The following is a 19615-nucleotide window of genomic DNA, read 5'->3' as shown; positions in this document are numbered from 1 at the left end:
CTACAACCCGCATTTCGACGCAAATTCCTCGACGATGATGAAGAGCGATGGCGACGGCTGGTTCACCTACACGTGGGTGGGTAAGACGCTCGCCGATTTCCAGGACTGGATGAGCTTCAACATCAAGGCCTGCCCGACTACTGCCGATAACAACTTCAATAACAATAACTGCGTCGCCTGGAATGCGGGCGATTTCAAGATGGGCGAGTTTTTTGGCACGGAGACGGAGCTCTGGCTGTACACGGAGGCCGACGGTACCTACGAGAAGTCGTTCATGGCTCCGGGTTCGAAAATAGTGTGGTTCAAGAGCCCATGGGGCAACAAGGCCCTGCCCCAGATGATTTTCGGTGCAGATTCCGTGCTGATGCGGTTCATTCCCGGCGATGCCTCGAAGTGCGGGTGGTTCTACGGCTCGGTTACGCCCGCGATGATGGCGGCTAACCCGATACAGAGTGCTTACTTTGTCCGCTACAAGGCCCCGTGGTATACATTCCCGGCAGACAGCGCCGCCGTCGTGGAACTTGCTGCGGCACTAGCGGCCGCCGACACGGTGTTTGTCGACGGGACGGCGGACGCACCCGAGGCGGCGTTTGAAATCGGGAGCAGGGGCGAATGCTTTGACCCGACGCGGGTACTTCACGTTTATCACCCGTGGCGCACCAACACGAGTTACCGCGACAGCGCCTTCTATATCTCGGTGGACAACAACATCATGAACCAGCCGACTCCGCTCACGGCCGAGGGCGAATACAAGTACTGGCGGCATATCAGTTTTGACGATTCGCTGGTGAGTTCGCCGAAGTGGAATTCGACGTGGGCATGGGTGCAGTTCTATCGCGGGCAGAACGAGTGGCCGCAGCACAAGTATTTCGACGATGCTGAACGACCGCTGGCCACGGACCTGTTCCCGGCCGGCATTTACGAGACGTGGATGTTCGCGAGCACGTCGTTACATATAAAGGATTTTGTGTATTACCCGCCCGAACCGAAGGTGGTGCGCCTGCTTTCGCCGTGGGACGACATGTCGCCCTCGATGTTCGTGGTTTCGATGGACGATACGGTAAAGATGGGCCCGCTGTCGATGGACCGCCAGAAGGATACCTGCGGCTGGTACGAGGGTACCTACTACAAGCATGTGGATGATTGGGGTGTGTACTTTAAGCAGACGTTCGGAATGGATTACTACAGCATGGGCGGCATCGCGGTCGAGGGCAAGGACCTGGGCGAGGCGGTGCATCTTGACTCGGTGCTGAAGGTGCGCGATACGGTGTGGGTGCACCCTTACCCGGTTTCGAGCAGTGCCCCGCTGCTGGACGTGGCGTTCCCGAACCACCTGGGACGTTGCCCCGAGATGAAGATTTCGGCGATGGTGGTGGACTGGGCCGGAGAATCGTATGCGGACGCGATTGACGTGGATTTTGGAAATATCTACAACGGTAACCCCTATACGTCGGTCTGGGGACTTAACCAGAATGGCGAAATGGATACGCTCAAGACATGTGGCGGGCACGTGCTGGGGATGGTTCAGGATAAACTAGTGAACGGCTTGCCTGCGCGCGTGGATTCGTTAGTTTATCCGTGGAACCAGTGTTCCGCGGCGCACGAGATTGAAAAATGGTTCGTACCGCAGGTGGTGGCGACCGATGCCGCGGGCAAGGAATACACGAATGCGACTTGCCGCGATATTGATTTGACGCTCGACGAGGAAGGGTTCTGGCTTGCGGACTTTACGAACGAGAACGACTGCAACGACACGCTGAATCCGGGATTCTACCCGATTGACGATTTCGAGTACCTGGATTCCGCGAAGACGGTGAAGAACCCGAAATTCGACTGGAACGTGAGCGGCTGCAGGCACAACTACAGCTTTGCGATGAAGATTTCGGCGCAGTTCCAGTACATTCCGGGGCAGTACTTCGAGTTCCGCGGTGACGATGACGTGTGGGTGTTTATCGACAATCGCCTTGCGGTGGATATCGGCGGGTGCCATAACCCGGTGGAAGGTGCGGTGAATCTCGATACGATGGGGCTCGAGGAAGGCAAGATCTATCCGTTCCATATTTTCTTCTCGGAAAGGAATGCGACGGGTTCGAACTTCAAGATGCGTACCTCCATCAACCTGCAGACGGAAAAGCGCTACTTCCCGGTGGAACAGCATACGGATGACGGGACCATCGAGTACGTGATTCTGCAGATTCTCACGGAAGAGAACCTCACCTGCGACATTTCGAGCGTGGGGAAGGTGGATACGACGCTTGCGGAATCGTCCTTCATTCTTTACGGGCAGACGGCGCTCCAGCAGGGAGAGGCGTTGAAGCCGGGCGTGAACTACGGGGGCATTACCGTCAACGAGAACATGGCGGGATTTGTTATCGATACGGCGGCAATCGTGCGTGCGCGTGCGCTCCCGCCGGGAATGTACATGTTGGATTTTTACCTGGTGGCCGACCCCTCGCAGCGTTCGCAGGTGTATTTCGAGGTGCCGGAATACCCGCTCCCGGATATCGCGTTTGCGGATGCGGCGGGCGAGCCCTTTGACCCTGCGGGCTACAACCTGCTGATGGAGCGCATGGGCCAGCCCGGGGATAACGGCTCGAAGGATACGCTCATGGCGTTCGTCTCTTACCCGGTGACCATCATGGTGACATACATCGGGCAGGTATGCGCGGACTGCATCGTGACGGTGGACCTCACGACTGCGGATTCGCTCTCGTTCCTGGATGCGAACGGCCAGCCGATAACAAGCGTCACGACGGATTCTACGGGCTATGCGACGTTCTACGTGATGGGATACGCGGCTGTGAACGGTGCCTCGTTTACTGTTTCGGGCGGTGAGGTTGCGAACAAACTAGTGTGGGGTGGCATCAACCTGATGGAACCGCCCGTGCCGTTTGCAAGCAAGGGCTACATGTACGATCGCGATGGCGACGGCATGCCCGATAGCCTGCATATTCCGTTCAGCGACAAGCTCGATAGCGATGTGCCCGATACGCTCGCGTGGTCGTTTGGCGATTCTACGTGGAGAACGACAACGACTGCCGACGCGGTACGCGGCCTGGTACAGAACGGGTCGGATATCGTGATAACGGGCGACCCGCTGCTGGAGCGTGTATTTACCGGCGGGAACAAGGAAATCTACCAGGGAGGCCTGCATTACCACTACACCTACTGGGACGAGGACAAGGGCGACTCGATTTCGCTTGCGATGAACGGCACCATCGAGGACAGGGTGGGCCCGATACTCATGAGCGCCATCGTGACTCCGGGTACGGACAAGCTCACGACGCTCACGCTGTTGCTGAGCGAAGGGACGCTCGACACGAACCTCGCTGCGGCTGACATGTTCAGTTTCAAGATATGGCGCATGGGTACGGATGCGTCGTTGCAGGCGGTGACCCCGAAGGTGACCCGCATGCAGAACGGCGTGCGGTACGACCTGTACTATTACGGCGACGAGACGATGGTCTTGCCCGCGGTGGGCGATTCGGTGCGGTTGATGCCGGGCGTGTTGCGCGACCTGAACGGCAACGTGCCGCATTTTGAAAACCCGTGGGTGCGAATCATCGGCGGGCAGCGCCTGCTGGTGGAGGATGCGGGCCTGGTGACCCTCACGGAAGAACGCGCGATTGAAACGCTTGCCTGGCAGGAAGGCGTGAAGCCCGTAGTTGTTGACCCGGAGATGTCGCTGAAGGATGCCATCGAGCAGCACGGACTCCCGGGCCAGCTGCTGAACTACGACATGCAGGAACTGGCGCTCACTGCGGGCGATTCCGTGTCGATTGATTCCATACGCATCGTGTGGGAGGTGAGTTACTTCTCGAGCCTCGGGCAGTTCGTGAACCGGGCGAAGGGCTCCGTGGCTTGTTCCGATGCGGATATCTTTGGCGGGGACTGTCGGAAAAAACCGGGCAAGGTGTTCCTCGCGTGGAATGCACGTAGCGACAAGGGAAGGCTCGTGGGTACGGGCGCGTACATCTCGAAGCTCGAATGGAAGGTGATGGCTGGCCCTGAAAAGGTGGGCAGCCGCGATGACACGTTTACGCTGGGCGTGAGAAGAGGGAAATAGAACCGCGCGAACGGTCTTTTCTCTTATATCGGATATTTATCCTTCGCGGCTTCGAGTTCGGCGCTGGTCCGTTCCCATTCCGCGTAGAGGCTGTCGACAAGGTTCTTGTTGTCGTCCATGTCCTTCGCGATGGCGGTGATGGCGTTCCCGTCGCCGCTTTCCGAGGCGGTCACGAGCTTTGCCTCGAGTTCGCCGCCGAGGGCTTCGGCCTTCGCGATATCTTCCTCGATTTTTGTGAGTTTCTTTTCGAGCGGCTTGATGACCTTGCTGCGTTCGGCGATGTAGTCGGCGCGTGCCTTGCGGTCTTCCTTGGCGCGGGGCGCGGCATTCTCCGAGTCGCTATTCACGTCGATGTTCGATACCTTGATGTTCGCGGATTCGCTACCGCCGGGCTTCTTTTCGGATGCCCAGCCCACCTTCTCGAGGAAGTCAGCGTACGTGCCCTCGAATATGCGGCAGGTTCCGCCGTCGAATACCACGAGCCTTGTGGCGAACGCGTGCAGGAGTTCCTCGTCGTGGGTGACCACCAGCGCGGTGCCCTCGTAGTCGTCGAGCGCGTCGATAAGGCTCTCGATGCTTTCCATGTCCAGGTGGTTCGTGGGCTCGTCGAGCAGCAGCATGTTGCAGGGGCTCGCGAGAATCTTCCCGAGGAGCACGCGGCTCCTTTCGCCACCGCTTAAAACCTTCACTTTCTTGAGCGCATTGTCGCCACTGAACATCATGAGGCCTGCAAGCCCTCGGGCGCGGCTCTTCTGCGATACTTCTTCAATCGCCGATGCGATTTCTTCTTCGACGGTGTTGTCGAGGTTCAGACGGTTGATATTCGTCTGTCCGAAATAGTTTATCTGTAGGTTCGGGTTGTAGGTGATTTCGCCTGCGGTCGGCTGCAGTTCCTTTGCTATGAGGTTCAGCAGCGTCGTTTTACCGCGGCCGTTCGGGCCGATAACCGCGATGCGGTCGCCCTTGAAGACTTCCATCGTCAAGTCGGTAATGAGCTCGGGGCCCATTCCCTGCACGGTGCCGTCTTCGCCCTTGTTCGGGTACGCGAACGAGAGCCCCTTGATTTGCAGCATCCTCTTTCCGGGGAATCCTGCCTCGGTAAAGCTGAATTCCAAGTTGCGTTCGTGCGTGAGGCGTTCGCCGGTCGCAAGCTTTGCCGCCGCCTTGATCTTGGACTGCACCATTGCGGCCTTGGCTGCCTTGTAGCGGAAACGCTCGATAACCTTCTCGAGCTGTTCCTTCTTTTTCGCCTCGTTTTCTTGCGTGCGCTGCGCGACTTCCTCTTCTTCGGCCACCGTCTCGCGGAGCTTTTCTACCGTGCCCTTTACCTTGCGGATCTTGTGGCGGAAAATCCCGGCGGTGTGCGTGCAGACCTCGTCCATAAAGTGGTGGTCGTGCGTAATCAGGAGCACTTCGCCCTTCCAGCTACGCAGAAAGCGGCTAAGCCAGCGCATCGACACGATGTCGAGGTAGTTCGTCGGTTCGTCGAGCAGGAGCATGTCGGGCTCGCTCGCGAGGACTTTCGCGAGGTTCAGGCGAATCTGGAAACCGCCCGAGAGGAGCGAGGGGCTCTTGTGCATGGATTCCTCGTCGAACCCGAGACCGAACAAAATAGCTTCTACCTTGTGTTCTTCCAGCCAGCCGTCTTCATTGGGCTTCAAGACACTGCAGGCCTCTTCGTGCACGGTCGCGTGCGTGAAGTTCAGGTGCTGCTGCAGGTAGCCCAGCGTGTATTTCTTGGGAATGTCGATGGAACCGCCGTCGAGGCATTCCTGCCCGAGAATCATCTTGAACAGCGTGGACTTGCCGCAACCGTTACGGCCTACGAGCCCTACGCGCTCATGGTCGCCCACGAGCAGGCTCGCGCCATCGAGCAAAACTTGTACGCCGAATGATTTGGAGACGTTCTGAATCTGGATCACGCGTGCAAATTTAGAATTTTTTATTTTTCCTGTATTATGACAGAGCGTCTGCGCGATAGCGAAAAAGTTGAAGGCCAGAAAGTTGCCGACAAGCACCCGGTCGGTAACTTTATGTGGAGCGTGGCTGTGGGTAGCCCGGTTATTTCCTTCATTGTGCACCGCAAGAAGGTGGGAGCCGAGTTCGTTGTCACCCTGATTTGCATAAACATGCTGCTCAATCTTGGCGACAAGCTCTTGATAGGGAGCCTTGACTGGGACCAGTATCCGCTTTTGAAAATCCCGGTATTCCTTGGTTACTGGGTGGCGCGTATCTGTGTGCTGGGGAAGGCTGGCGCGTGGAGGATGAAGATTGATGCGCCCGAGTACGATGCGGAAGAATTCCGCCACAAAGAAAAGATTGCCATTATCGTGGGCCTGATTTATTCGGCGCTCGTTATGACTGTCGATGTCATGGAAGCGATGCAGTAACTTGTAATGATGATGAAAAAGTATTTAAAGTTGTATGTCGCTGTTCTAGTTGTTTCTCTGGTATCCATATTCGAGATTCAGCTTAGCAAGACTGCTGTTTACGAAGAGGAATCTCTCGATTCCGGTATTAAGGTGCTGGCGCAAATGCAGGACTTGCGGGAATCGTATGCGAATGCTTCCGTGGATAGCTCGCTGGGTACTCCTTTTCGCCGGTATGCAATGCACACGATGCCTGTTTACGGGAAGGAGTTTCACTCGACGCTCATAGAATATCCTTATGGAAGTTCCAAACGCACGGATTCACTTGCGGCAAAGCCTGCACATGGAATTATCTTGTATGTGCATGGGTACAACGACTATTTTTTCCAGAAGGAACTTGCCGAGAAGGCGGATTCGGCGGGATACGCCTTCTTTGCGATAGACTTGCACTATTGCGGGCGCTCGCTTATGCCCGGCGATGCTCGTGGCGACATGCGGAATATGCGCGAGTTCTTTGCGGAACTTGACTATGCCGTGGAACTTGCCCGCGTCATAACGAAGGAACGCGAGGAGAGTCTTGCCTTGATGAGTGAACTGGCTGATATCGCCGATACGACGGGTCGCGAGCGGAGACTCCTTGATGTGTCGCGGCATGCGGATTCGCTCCCGATGGTCTTGATGGGGCATTCACAGGGCGGCTTGCTGGCGGCATTCTATGCGGACCATCGTCCGGAAGAGAAATTTGCGGCGCTTGTCCTGAACAGTCCTTTTTTCGATTTCAACTTCAATTGGCTCGTGCGTAATCTCGCGATTCCTGTTGTTTCGGAAATAGCGATACTCCTGCCGGATTTTTCGATTGGTTCGAGCGGGAACCCGAATTACGCCTATTCACTCGACAAGAAATATTACGGCGAGTGGCTGTACAATACGGAATGGAAAAGCGAAAGCCGTCCGGAACAGTTCCTGGGTTGGGTACGTGCGATTCACAAGGCGCAACAGGAACTGCACAGGGGATTTCATATAAATTCACCGACACTCGTGATGCACGGTGACTGCACCGAGAAGGGCGAGGAATGGTCCGAGAACTACATGCACTGCGACGGCGTGCTCGACGTGGAACATATCGAAAAGTGGGCACCGAAAGTCGGGCCGAACGTGAAGACGGAAACGGTGGCGGGTGGCCTGCACGATTTGTTCCTCTCGCGCAAGGCGGTTCGCGATGAGGCGTATGTAAAGACGTTCCGGTTTATCGATGAGGCGCTTCAGGCGGAATCCGGCACCGGGAAGTGACTGCGAGAACTGCCGTGAAAATGCTATTTTTCAATGCGGAAAATTTAACTTGAGGGCTCAAGATGATTATCGACCTGAAAGGCATGGAAACGACGGTGCTGCCGAACTTCAAGGGCGGCGAGAAGGAATACAAGGCAAAGATGTACTTTGACGGGACGACCCGCATTATGCACGGGACGCTCGAACAGGGGGCATCCATCGGCTACCACAAGCACGAGACCAACAGCGAAATCATGTTCTTCCTTGCGGGCAAGGGCAAGGTGCTGTTCGACGACGGCGTAGAATACGTGGAAGCGGGCCAGTGCCACTTTTGCCCGAAGGGTCACAGCCACAGCTTGATTAACGAGAATCCTGAGCCGCTCGTGTTCTACGCGTGCGTTCCGGAACTGGGATAATTAAGGTTTGAGATTGCCGCGACCCCACTTCGGCAAGCTCAGTGGCCTTGGGCCACGCAACGATTAAAAAAAACGGAGTATACAAGATGTCTAAACTGATGCGTTCTATTTCGGGTATCCGCGGTATCGTGGGCGATACCCTCACCCCGCAGGTCTTGAAGAGCCACGTGCGCGCCTTCCTCGAGATTACGAAGGCCAGGCGTGTGGTCATCGGGCGTGACAGCCGCCCCACCGGCGATGCCATCGTGCAGTTTGTCGCGGGTATCTGCCGCCTTTCCGGCGTTGACGTGGTGGATGTTGGCCTTTCGACGACGCCCTCGGTGGAACTCTTGACGGTGCACTTCAAGGCGGATGCGGGCATCATCATTACCGCGAGCCACAACCCGCTCGAATGGAACGCGCTCAAGTTCCTTAACAATAAGGGCCTCTTCCTCGGGCCCGACGACGTGAAGAAGCTTTTCGAACTCGCCGATGCGGACAACTTCAGCTACCCCGACTACCGCACGATGGGCAAGTACGAGGTGGCGCCCGATGCCGACGGCATCCACATCGACGGGACGCTCAAGATTCCGTTCGTGGACGTGGAGGCGATTCGCGCGAAGAAGTTCAAGGTGGCCGTAGATGCCGTGAATGGTGCGGGCAGCTATATTGTGCCGCGCTTGCTGGAACAGCTTGGCTGCGAGGTGGTGCGCGTGCATTGCGAACCCGACGGCACGTTCCCGCGCGGTGCGGAACCGATTCCCGAGAACCTGGGTGACCTGCGCGATGCCGTAAAGAAGAACGGCTGCGCGCTCGGCTTTGCGGTGGACCCGGATGCCGACCGCTGCGCTCTCGTGGACGGTTTAGGACAAAGTATCGGCGAGGAATACACGCTTGCGATTGCGACCGAGGAAGTGTTGAGCCAGAAGAAGGGGAGCGTTTGCGTGAACCTTTCTACGAGCCGCATGAACGAAGATGTTGCCACGAAGTACGGCTGCGAATTTAGTCGCGCGAAGGTGGGCGAGATTAACGTGAGCCTGCAGATGATCGAGAACGGCTGCATCATCGGCGGTGAAGGCAACGGCGGCGTGATTCTGCCGGCGCTCCACTACGGGCGTGATTCCCTTGTGGCGGCGGCGCTGGTGCTCAGCTGGATGGCGCACCATGACGGCGGCCCCGAGAAGTTCGTGGCTGAAAACCCCGCCTACGTGATGCCGAAGAAGAAGTTTGAACTCGGCGACAAGAAGGTGGCGGATATCCTCCCGAAGGTGAAAGCAGAATTTGCCGGCTGGAAGAGCGACGAGCGCGACGGCCTGTGGCTCGGGAGCGAAAAGTCCTGGGTGCACGTGCGCGCGAGCAATACCGAGCCGGTGATTCGCGTGATTGCGGAGGCGCCGACGGCCGCAGAAGCGGAAGAACTCTGCGCCAAAGTGGAAAAACTCATCTGAGTTTCTAGAAAATACACCTATAAAAACGCCCGCCGCAAACGCAGCGGGCGGTTTTCGTTATAGAATCTTCCCTTAGGATGATATAAATCGTTTCTTTTGTATGGGATGGAGGAATGTCTTTCTTAATTCACGTTTGTTGTGGAATAGGATTTGCTCAGATTTAGAAAGCTCTCCATATTCATATTTTTGGGCGAGAAGTTCCAATGTGCAAATGAGATCTGCGGCTTGGAATAACTTGTAGTCTTTTGGTAAAACCTTTCGAAGAGAATATGTAGATAACTCCGTAGAGAGAATGTAATTTAAGATTCTGTTCAACTCATGTTGGCCATTATCGTAATACAGGACCACATCTTCGAAATTTTGGAAAAACTGTAGATTGTGACGAATAAATAAAGACATCTCGCGTGCCATTCGGCCTTCTAAGGCCAAAGTCGCTTCTCCTTGCCTTTTTTCAAAAACGAATGTTTTGTAAGAGATTGGGGATTTAAGGACAAAGAAAAATAGACTTATAAATAGAGACCTTCTTTTGTTCGGTGATTCGTTGGCAAAAATTTCTTCCCTACGGATAAGCGGTGCCGTATGAATAACAAAATCATTGTTGAAGCCAAGAGATTGAATTTTGTCATTTAATGATTGGACTTGTTTGCTTATATTTTTTGATTGATCGTGGATAATAAGGGTCACAATATAGTATGGGGATTTAGGATTGTAGGGACCAAAATCTCCACTTTCGTCCACAAAGATACTTAAGCAACTCATTCGATGCTCCCCTCAAAAAAAGTGGCGGACAGTTTGCCCGCCTAGTTAGGTTGAACCTGGGTCTTTCGACCAGCTCACCAATAATATACAATAATTCTTTTTAAAAGTCAATAGGTAACATTACGAAATCAGCAGTATGGCGAGGACCTGGCCGCTCAGGATGCGGAGCAGCATGGTGAGCGGGTAGACGGAGGCGTACCCGATGTTCACGGCTTCGCTGTCGGCCTGGCTGTTGGCGAACGCGAGGGCGGGCGGGTCGGTGGTGGCACCTGCGAGCACACCGCAGAGCGAGAGGTAATTCACCTTGAAGGCGAGGTGCCCGACGGTCGCGACGATGGCGAGCGGGATGAACGTGATGAGTGCGGCCAGCCCCATGTAGTAGACGCCGTCGCCGTTCAGGAGCACGTCGAAGAACTTGATGCCCGCATTGAGCCCCACGCAGCTGAGGAAGAGCGTGAGCCCGAATTCGCGGAGCATAAGGTTTGCGCTGTTCGCCATGAAGAAGTTGAGCGGGCCGATTTTGCGCTTGCGGCTCAGGAGGATTGCGACGATGAGCGGGCCGCCAGCAAGCCCGAGCTTGAGCGGCGTGGGCATTCCGGGGATGGCGATGGGGATGCTTCCGGCGATGACGCCGAGAAGGATCCCGAGGAACGCGGGCAGGATTTCGGGATGGTCGAGCGCGGTGAGCGAGTTCCCGAGTTCCTTGGCGGCGGCCTCGATACCTTCTTGCGTTCCGACAAGCCTTAATTTGTCTGCAAACTTGATGCGGAGATCGAGGCGGCCGGTGAACTTGAAGCCGCTGCGGACAACGCGGCTAACGTTGACGCCGTAGCGTTCGGCGAGGGCAAGCGCGCCGATGGTCTTGCCCAGCACCTTCTTGTTCGTGACTAGCACCGTCTTTACCAGGATGGCGCCCTTGCCGTCCGCAGCGGTGACCTGCGTTATGGGTGCATCGAGGCGCCTTCCGATAATCTTTTCCATGCTGGTGACTGCATCGGGCATGCCCACGATATGCACCTTGTCGCCTTCCTGCAATATGGTCTTCCCGTTCGGCGTGAAGATATCGCTGCCGCGCATCAGTCGCGTGACAACGACGCCGCTCGAAATCAGGTTCGGGATATCTTTCAGCATGGTTCCGAAGAGATTCTGGTTATCGACAGTGAGGCTGCACGATTCGATTTCCTTGGTGCTCGCCGCGATATCTGCGGCGTAATCCTTGGCGGCCTTGTCCGGGTTCTGCCTGAAGACGATGCGTACGAGGAGCATCACGAGGATAATGCCGATGACGCCGAAGGGGTAGGCGACCGCGTACCCGATGCCCGTAAGGGACGTGTCAACCCCGGCCGCGGCAAATGCGGAGTTCGCAGCCCCGAGGGAGGGCGTGTTCGTGACGGCGCCGCAGAGCATGCCGATGAGTACCGGCACATTGCTGTGCATGTCGGTAAAGAAGTACAGGCAGAGCGTTACCGCCACGCCGAGGAGCACGATGCTGGTCGAGAGCACGTTGAGCACGAGGCCGTGCCTGCGGATGGAATCCATGAATCCCGGGCCCACCTGCATGCCGATGGTGTACACGAAAAGTATCAGGCCGAATTCCTGGATAAAGTGCAGCACGTTGCCGTCAACGCGCAGGCCGATGTGCCCGAGGCCGATGCCCACGAAAAGTGCGCCTGCACCCCCGAGGCTTATTCCCTTGACCTTAACCTTGCCGAGCATGAGCCCGAGAGCCGCGGTAAGCGCGATGGCGATGACCTGTTGCGCGACGGAGGATTTTGTGAATAAGTCGATTAGCCAGTTCATGGATTACTCTTTTACGCAGCGGACCGAGGCGAAGATGTTCTTGTTGAAGTGCTCGTAGGTGATGCTTGTATCCGTGGCGCGGACGAGGTATGCCCTGGAATCGTCGTAGCTGTCGTTGGTCCAGAAACTTGCGCTGGTGCCCTTGTCGGCGAACTTGCCGTCGAAATAGCGGAAGCCGGCGAATTTCATGCCGAAGGAGGCTCCTTCCTTGAGGGCGGAGGCGTTAGCGTTCCCGAAGGCCTCCTTGAAATCTTGCTGCGTGGGGAGCGCCCAGCCCTTGGGGCACAGGCCCGTGGTGGCGGCGTTCCATGTGTAGAGGCGGCCCATGGCTTCGCAGTTCGCATGGTTGTTCCCGTAGCAGATGCTGGAATCGGGGGTGTAGATGTCGATGTTTTCGGCCATCCAGACCTTTCCGCCGATTTTCACTGTCTTGTATGCTTTTTCGGAGCAAGAGAGCGTGCCCGCGGATTCGTCGTAGGTGCAGGTGTTGGCCTGTTCGCAGGCGGTAAGGGCGAGGGCTGCCGTGGCGGCGAGCGTTGCGAGGGCTGTCTTTAAAATCCGGTTCATAATAACTCCTTTTGATGCGGAATAATCCTGTTTTCGCGTGCAAATTTAGAACCGTAGATTCATATTGTCTAATATATTATTTATATTGAATTCATCAATTTTTTTTATGGATTTGCAAAAGCCAAAGGAAAATCGTCATGGAATTGACCCACCTCAGGTACTTTTTGGAGGTCGCACGCACCGAACACATAACGCAGAGTGCGCGCAACCTGTGCATTGTCCAGCCCGCGCTGACGATGGCGATACACAAGCTGGAAGAAGAAATCGGGGTGCCGCTTTTCAAGTCGAGCGGGCGTAACATCAAGCTGACGGAATACGGGGCACATTTCCTTTCGCGTGTGCAGCCCCTGTACGAGGAAATCGAGAGACTCCCGCAGGAACTACGCAGCATGGCGAGCGACGATTCGGTAAAGATTCGCCTGAACGTGCTGGCGGCATCTTCGCTGATAACTTCTGCGGTGATTGCCTACAAGCGCCTGCACCCCGAAATAAACTTCGACCTGACGCAGAACGAGTCGTCGAGCCTGTACGACGTGGGCGTGTTCACGTATGCCGATGCGGGCAAGGTCAAGCCGGACGACGACGAGGTTGCCCGCTTTGACGAGGAGATATTCCTTGCCGTGCCGAACATGGAACAGTACAGGAAAGTGGACCGCATATCGCTCCGCCAGATGGAAGGCGAGAAGTTTATCGGGCTTGCGGGTACCAAGCAGCTACGCAGCATCTGCAACGAGTTCTGCAGGGGGCTCGGGGTGCGCACCGACATCTCGTTCGAGAGCGACAATACATCGGCCATCAAGGATGCGGTTGCCGCGGGAATCGGCGTGTGCTTCTGGCCCGAATTCACGTGGGGCCGTGCCGAGAGGCGCAAGATTCGCCTGCTCAGGATTGTGGATGCCCCGTTCCGGCGCGACCTGCTGGTGACGCTGCGCAGGAACAAGGCGGACAACCGCAATACGGAAAATTTCTATAGGTTCCTAGTGGCGTACCTGCGCAAGCATTTCCGCAGACATCGGTAAACGGCGCCGCTTATAAACGGGATGCGGCTCCCGTTACAGCTCAATTCCTGTGTCGCGCTTGATGAGCGTCTTGCAGGCCGCCTTGAAGGTCTCGGGAGTCGCGATGATGGTCACGGACTGCTTGGCGCGCGTGATGCCGGTGTAGAGAATCTGGTTGTTCAGGAGCGGGTGGCCTTCCTGCTTGGGCAGGAACATCGTCACGTGATTGTATTCGGAACCCTGCGACTTGTGGATAGTAATCGCGAAGGCGGGCTCGATGGCATCGGTCGGAAACCATGAAAGCGGGTAGAATACAAAACCAGTTTCGTTCTCGCTCACCTTCCTGAGCATGATGTACGGCGTGGAATCCTTGTACACCACGATACCCGTGTCGCCGTTGTACAGCTTGTACATCGCCTGGTTCTGGGTTATCATCAGGAGCTCTCCCGGGAAATAGCGATCGGTGAATTTCTTGGCGCCGTAATCCCGAATGAGCTTGCACGCAGACTTGTTGATTTGTTCTACACCGTAGATTCCGCGACGTTCCGCCGAGAGGATTCTCTTTTTAAGCGAGAGTTCCCAGATTTCCTCGCACTTGCCCTGGTTTGGATTTTCCGGGTCGATTTCGAGCGCCATCTGCGGAAGTTTATAGAAATCGCCCATCCAGGAATGCAGAATCTTTTCGAGCGTTTCGGTTTCCTGTTTCTTGGTTTGCGTACCTGCGGGGAGCGAGTAGTAGAATACCGCGTCCTTCGGGAGGTTCTCGCTTTGCGCGGGAACTTCCGTGCTGGAGTTTTTCGCGGGAGCGTCCGGCGCTACGGCACTATCAAGCGCCGGATGCGGGGCAAAGGCGGGTGCGGTCATGGCGGTGCCATTTTCGGCGCATGCCTTGATTTCTTTTGCGAGGTTCCCGATGACGGAATCGTCGGTAAAGCGGTTCGACCTTGTGAGCCTGACGGTAAAATCCTTCTTTGACTTGGGCTTGAGAATTTCGCCCAGCACGGCGCCCGCGTCAACGGAAGGCAACTGGTACGGGTCACCGAGAATGAAAATCTTGGCACCTTCGGGTATTGCCTGCAGGAGCGATGCGAACAGGTTGATGTCAATCATGCTCGCTTCGTCAATCACGAAGATGGATTTTTCGGAGAACTGTTCCTTCGCGTTGTACGAGAATCCGTTGTTGCTCCTGGAATACTTGAGCAGGCGATGGATGGTGGAACCTTCGAGATCCTTGAGCTTCTTGTAGACTCTTGATTCCTTCTTCTCGGCGGTGTTGCCCGAACCGGCCTCGTACTTGAATTCATCCCTTATGCCCTTGAGCCCGTTCTGCAGGCTTTCTTGCATGCGGTCGGCTGCCTTGCCGCTGGGTGCCGCGAGGTAGATGGAACAGCTGCATGTTTCGTCGTTGGGCGTCTTCAGGTCGCCCTGGGTCAGGAGGCCCCACAGGATGTAAAGCACGACAGTTGTCTTGCCGGTGCCGGGGCCGCCCGTGATGATGAGGTTTTCGCGCTGCCCGCGGATTACGGCTTGCGCCTGTTCTGCGTTCAGTTCGAGCGGAAAAACTTGCCCGCCCTTCTTGTACGTGGCGATGCCTGCAATCTTTTTCTGGATGCTTTCGATATCCGCCTCGCTCGGCAATTTGTCGCTGCCGTCCTTGAAGAGCGTGCCGGCGTATTTCTCGATGAGGATCTTTGCCCGGAAAAGCCTGTCGAGGTACAGGTAGGGAAGTTCGCCCGCGACGCGTGTCAGTATGAGCGGGGTGGAGATGGCGCCTTCGCTGACTTCGCTTGTCTCGAGAGTAGAAATGATGCTTGTAAATTTGCTGGCGCAGTTGTGGAGAATGTCCTCTACACCCGTACTGATAATTTGTTCAAAATCGCCAATTCCGTCTGTGGAAGTGGCCGCGTTGCCGGCAGTTTCCTTCAGGAGGAGCAATCCGTTCCACTTGCGCGTCCAGCGTTTTGAAAATTCGCCTGCATCTAGCGGCACACGCGTGTTGCCGTCGTCCCAGAGCGAAAAGCAGAGGCACAGGAATTTCTGTGTGGATTCACTGATGTCGGGCTGCATCCGGATTAGTGCGTGAAGGAGGTGCTTGTCGAGCTCGGCGATGCCGCGCATATCCTTGAGCGTGCCAAAGAACGTATCTATCATCTTTGTGTCCATATTAGTTTTCTCCCTCGTCCTTCTTTTTCTTGCTCATCAGCTTCTTGACTTCTCCGTATGCCTTTTCAAGGGATGCGTAATCCTTCCAGGTGTGCGCATAGATTCCCTTGCTCGTGGCACCGTCCGTACCGCGGAGGAACGCGTAGTAAATACCGCCGAAGTGCTGCTCGAAAATCTGCTGTTCGTCGAGGCCTTTGCCCGATCCGTCGGCGCGCTTGCTGTAGAACTGCTTGAGCCACTGGATAAGGCAGTAACTGTAGAGCACCCGCTGGACGGAATAGTCCTCGTCCACCTTTTTCTTGATTTCTGCGTCGCTGTAGTTTTCGAGCGAGTCCGATTTCCAGTCAAGGATGGAATAGCGCTTATCGTCGTCGTTGCCGCGCACGAAAAGCAGATCGATGAAACCCTTGCACACGCGGTGCAGAATCGCAAGCGCCTCGGTTTCTGCAGGGGGCGCGTCCGTGCCGCTATCCTCCGGGTTCCCGGCATAGGCGTTTATGTCGAACTGCACTTCGGGCTTGTGGTCGTTTCGGGGGAGTTCGACCAGCCTGAAGGTTGCGTCGCGGTGGATTTCTGCACCCTCGATTACGGGGAGGCTTGCGTGCAGCGTGTTCCACACGAGGCGCGCGGTGATTTCGGTCCATTCCTTCTTGTGGGCGGCTATCGGGAGCGACTGCGCCTTGAATTCTTCCTCAATGACATTCTCGAGTTCTGATGTTTCGATATTCGGGTTGTGCCCGAGCGCATCTTCGAGGGACTTGAACCTTTCCCCGAATGCCATGAAGCGCATGCGTTCGAGGATGTTGTGGAGCGCGTCGCCCACCTTTGTCCCGCGCGGGTAGTTTTCCATACCCGGTACGGGGATTTCTTCTGCCGTAGATTCGCCTTCCTTTTCGGTACGGCTGTCGTCGGCTTCGGCAATGGGCGTCTCTGCTCGGCCGGAAAGCGAAGAGTATGAATACTGCATTATGCTTGCGCCTGCAATTTTGCCCTGCAGGGAAGCGATTTCCACCTTCTGTTCCGTGATGGCCTTGTCGAGGTCGACCGTATTGCTGTTTGCCTCGTTTGTCCTGGCGAGAATGTCCTTGACGAGGTTCGCCTTTTCGGCGATGCCTTCCTGTGCGGTGACCCACTGGTCTTTTTTCAGCAGGCTGTCGTACAGGTCCGTGCTGTTTTCGGCGAAGTTCTCGAGGGCGTCCATCAGGAAGTGGACATGCTTGAAGTGTCCGCTTTTTTCACCACCGGATTTGTACCACACGTCGTAACGCGGGATAAGCAACAGCGAAGATGCGCGCGTGAAGTCCACGTAGAACAGGCGTTTCCATTCTTCCATCTCTTCGCGCTGGCGGCATTCCTTCGCCGTGTCGCCAAAGCCAAGATGCAACGACTCGTCTTTGCCGTGGGTGATGTAGGGCGGCTTGGAATTAGGCAACTGCTTGAAGCCCGCGACCGAAATGACTACCGGGAATTCGAGCCCCTTGGACGCGTGGATGGTCATTACCTGCACGGCGTTGAAGTCGCTGCCCTTTTCGACCAGGTCGCCGTTCTCGTCGTCGGCAGATTCCTCGTAGCGGGCGAGCCCCTGCAGGTGGCGGATAAGGTCGTCGAGCGAGCACCTGTGATTGTACAGGTAGTCGATGGCGTAGTTGCCGATTTGGCGCAGGCGGGCCATGCTCTGCAACCGGGAGACATCCATCAGGCGGTATTCTATTTGCGTGTCGTCGTAGATGCGTTCCAGCATCTCGGCGTAACGGCGTTTCAGCGCGAGGGTCCTCCAGGAGGCAATCTGCAGGCGTTCCGGGTTGTTCGGGTCGTCAAATTCCTTGCTTTCGGCGTAGTGCAGTTCCTCGAGGCCGCTGGACTGTTCCGAGCCGCGGGTGGCGCGTTCTCTTTCAGCGACGACATCCTTGAAGAAGTCGGTAATGAGCACTTCGCTGAGCAGCTGCCTGTTCCATGAAGAAAAATCGGGGGCGTTTATCGCGCGGAAGAGCGAAATCCATTCGGCGCATTCCCTGCTGCGGAACAGGTTCGTTTCCTTGTATTGCGTGTAGGGTACGCCCACGCTCCGCATGATGCTTTCGATGTTTTCCATCTCACTGCGGGATTTTGCGAGAATGGCGAAATCCTTGAACGTCACGTTCTTGAGTACCGAATCGTGACCGGGCTTGCCGTAATCCTTGTCGAACACCTGAAGTCGCGTCGTCTTGCCGTCTTCGCGGAAGGAACACCAGTCGATAATATGCGCGACTGCCGTTGCGGCGAAGCTGTCTGCCGAAATGTCCTTCTCGCTGAGCCAGATGGAGCGGACTTCGTTGCCGTCGATTTCGGGCGCCTTCTTCTTCTGGCCTGCGTTCTCGCCTTCGGGAGGGTATGAATCCGTAAACTTCACGAGTTCGGGCATCCCTTCTGCGGGTGCGAAATAATTGCCGGAAAATAGCGCGTTGCAGCCGTTGATAATTCCGTCCGTGGAGCGGAAGTTATGCACGAGGTCGATTTTCTTGCCGATTTCGCCTGTCGCCTTCTTGTACACGTTCACGTCGGCGCCCTGGAAACTGTAGATGGACTGCTTGGGGTCGCCTACCACGAAGTTCTGGAACACATTGCTGAAGATATCCCACTGCAGCTGGTTCGTGTCCTGGAATTCGTCGATGATGGCGTAGGTGTACTGCGCGCTGAGGCGTTCCTTGAGCGCACTGCCGGGCTCCATGACGGCCTTGTGGACCGAAAGAATCATGTCGTTGAACGACTGCAACTTGTTTTCGGCCTTGTATGCCTGCCATGCGTCGAAAAGTTGCGGCGTATGGGCGATAAGGAACTTGTGGAGCTTGACCTTTTCAACCTTCTTGTCGATGTCGGAAAGGAATCCCTTGAGTTCCTTTAGGTAGCAAAAAGACGCATACATGTCCTTGGGCCAGTCTTCTTGCGGGCATTTTCCATCTTTGAACGAACCATCGTATAACGGAGAGCCCTTTTTCCATTTTTTCAAGTTTGCGAGAAACTCGGGTATTGTTCCCGTGCCTTTCTTCGTGAAACATTTGCCCGTGTTTTCTTCAAAAATTTTAAGATGGCCTTCCAGATGAAGGGTTGACACGAGTTCTTCGAAATTCTTCGCCTGCGCAATCTTTTGCAGTTCTTCCAGCGACAGCGTTGCCTCGCCCAACTTGGGCATTTCGACTTCGTCAATCGTGACGATTTCCTTGCCGCTTGCGTCGACTCCCTTGTACATATCGACAGCCTTGATGAAATAGCTTTTCAGGTTCCCGATAAGGGTAGAAGTGCTTTCGGCTTCTCTCAGCATGGCGATGAATTCGTCATCCTCAATCCACTTGTCGCGAATGTACTGGTCTACCATGTCCTCGACGGCGGAATCGTCGACCATCGCCATGTCGAACGGTCTGCCCGCATCGTAGGCATACTCCTTGAGCGCCTTCTGGCAGAAGGAATGGATGGTGAATATCGCCGCATTGTCCACATCCTGGTAGGCCTTGCGGAAATTCGCCATCTGTTCGGGCGAAAGTTCGGGTTCGCTCTTGTCGATTCTGCCCTTTTGCAGGACCTCGTCGATTTTCTTGCGGATACGGTCCTTCAGTTCGCCTGCCGCCTTTTCGGTGTAGGTCACGATCAGGATTTTCTTGAGCGGGGTGCCCTCGGCAAGCATGCGCGCGACTATCAGCTGGATAGTATAGGTCTTGCCGGTGCCTGCGGAAGCCTCGATGTAGATGCTCTTGGAAGGAGTGAACTTGTTTATCTTGAATTCATTGATTTCTTCGGACATACTCAC

Annotated in this window: 12 protein-coding genes (1 of these 12 running past the window's edge); 6 read left to right on the top strand and 6 right to left on the bottom strand. The window is 55.8% G+C overall.

From position 1 onward, the window contains the following. Nucleotides 1-4066, top strand: the 3' portion of a protein-coding gene (locus tag CRO08_RS08610) for a fibro-slime domain-containing protein (protein ID WP_097035907.1). Its footprint begins 149 nt before the window's first position; the window shows 4066 of its 4215 coding nt (coding positions 150-4215); its start codon lies beyond the left edge, outside the window; it ends in the stop codon at nt 4064-4066. Nucleotides 4067-4089: 23 nt separating this feature from the next. Here CRO08_RS08610 and CRO08_RS08605 read toward each other — a convergent pair whose 3' ends face one another. Beyond that, a complete protein-coding gene (locus CRO08_RS08605; protein WP_097035906.1) occupies nt 4090-5988 on the bottom strand; it encodes an ABC-F family ATP-binding cassette domain-containing protein in 1899 nt (632 codons plus the stop codon). A 36-nt stretch (nt 5989-6024) separates the two neighbouring features. Between CRO08_RS08605 and CRO08_RS08600 the strand changes: the two genes are divergently transcribed. The 4 genes from CRO08_RS08600 (at nt 6025) to glmM (ending at nt 9547) form a co-directional block, all read left to right on the top strand. Beyond that, nucleotides 6025-6456 carry a hypothetical protein gene (locus CRO08_RS08600; RefSeq protein WP_097035905.1) on the top strand — a complete coding sequence of 144 codons (432 nt, stop codon included), beginning with the start codon at nt 6025-6027 and terminating at the stop codon, nt 6454-6456. A gap of 12 nt (nt 6457-6468) precedes the next feature. After that, nucleotides 6469-7725, top strand: coding sequence for an alpha/beta hydrolase (locus CRO08_RS08595; protein ID WP_255252300.1), 1257 nt, complete (start codon nt 6469-6471; stop codon nt 7723-7725). Between the two features lie 62 nt (nt 7726-7787). Beyond that, the gene (locus CRO08_RS08590) at nt 7788-8120 is read left to right on the top strand and encodes a cupin domain-containing protein (protein ID WP_097035904.1); all 333 of its coding nucleotides are present in this window, start codon (nt 7788-7790) and stop codon (nt 8118-8120) included. Nucleotides 8121-8206: 86 nt separating this feature from the next. Beyond that, nucleotides 8207-9547 (top strand): phosphoglucosamine mutase, encoded by a 1341-nt coding sequence (gene glmM, locus CRO08_RS08585; protein ID WP_097036322.1) that lies wholly within the window; start codon nt 8207-8209, stop codon nt 9545-9547. Between the two features lie 72 nt (nt 9548-9619). Here the strand turns inward: glmM and CRO08_RS08580 are convergent, their stop codons facing one another. The 3 genes from CRO08_RS08580 to CRO08_RS08570 all read right to left on the bottom strand — a co-directional run bounded on the left by CRO08_RS08580 (nt 9620) and on the right by CRO08_RS08570 (nt 12673). Further along, a complete protein-coding gene (locus CRO08_RS08580) occupies nt 9620-10306 on the bottom strand; it encodes a DUF3800 domain-containing protein (RefSeq protein WP_097035903.1) in 687 nt (228 codons plus the stop codon). Between the two features lie 120 nt (nt 10307-10426). Further along, nucleotides 10427-12106 carry a putative transporter gene (locus CRO08_RS08575; protein ID WP_097035902.1) on the bottom strand — a complete coding sequence of 560 codons (1680 nt, stop codon included), beginning with the start codon at nt 12104-12106 and terminating at the stop codon, nt 10427-10429. Between the two features lie 3 nt (nt 12107-12109). Continuing rightward, nucleotides 12110-12673, bottom strand: coding sequence for an FISUMP domain-containing protein (locus CRO08_RS08570; RefSeq protein ID WP_097035901.1), 564 nt, complete (start codon nt 12671-12673; stop codon nt 12110-12112). A gap of 137 nt (nt 12674-12810) precedes the next feature. Between CRO08_RS08570 and CRO08_RS08565 the strand changes: the two genes are divergently transcribed. After that, nucleotides 12811-13692, top strand: coding sequence for a LysR family transcriptional regulator (locus CRO08_RS08565; RefSeq protein ID WP_097035900.1), 882 nt, complete (start codon nt 12811-12813; stop codon nt 13690-13692). 33 nt (nt 13693-13725) lie between these two features. Here the strand turns inward: CRO08_RS08565 and CRO08_RS08560 are convergent, their stop codons facing one another. Beyond that, a complete protein-coding gene (locus CRO08_RS08560) occupies nt 13726-15834 on the bottom strand; it encodes an ATP-dependent RecD-like DNA helicase (protein WP_097035899.1) in 2109 nt (702 codons plus the stop codon). A 1-nt stretch (nt 15835) separates the two neighbouring features. Then, nucleotides 15836-19609, bottom strand: coding sequence for a UvrD-helicase domain-containing protein (locus CRO08_RS08555; protein WP_255252299.1), 3774 nt, complete (start codon nt 19607-19609; stop codon nt 15836-15838). Nucleotides 19610-19615: the final 6 nt, after the last annotated feature.

This window comes from Fibrobacter sp. UWT3 (assembly GCF_900230125.1).
Lineage (GTDB): Bacteria > Fibrobacterota > Fibrobacteria > Fibrobacterales > Fibrobacteraceae > Fibrobacter.
This window is presented reverse-complemented; position numbering and strand designations above follow the sequence as displayed.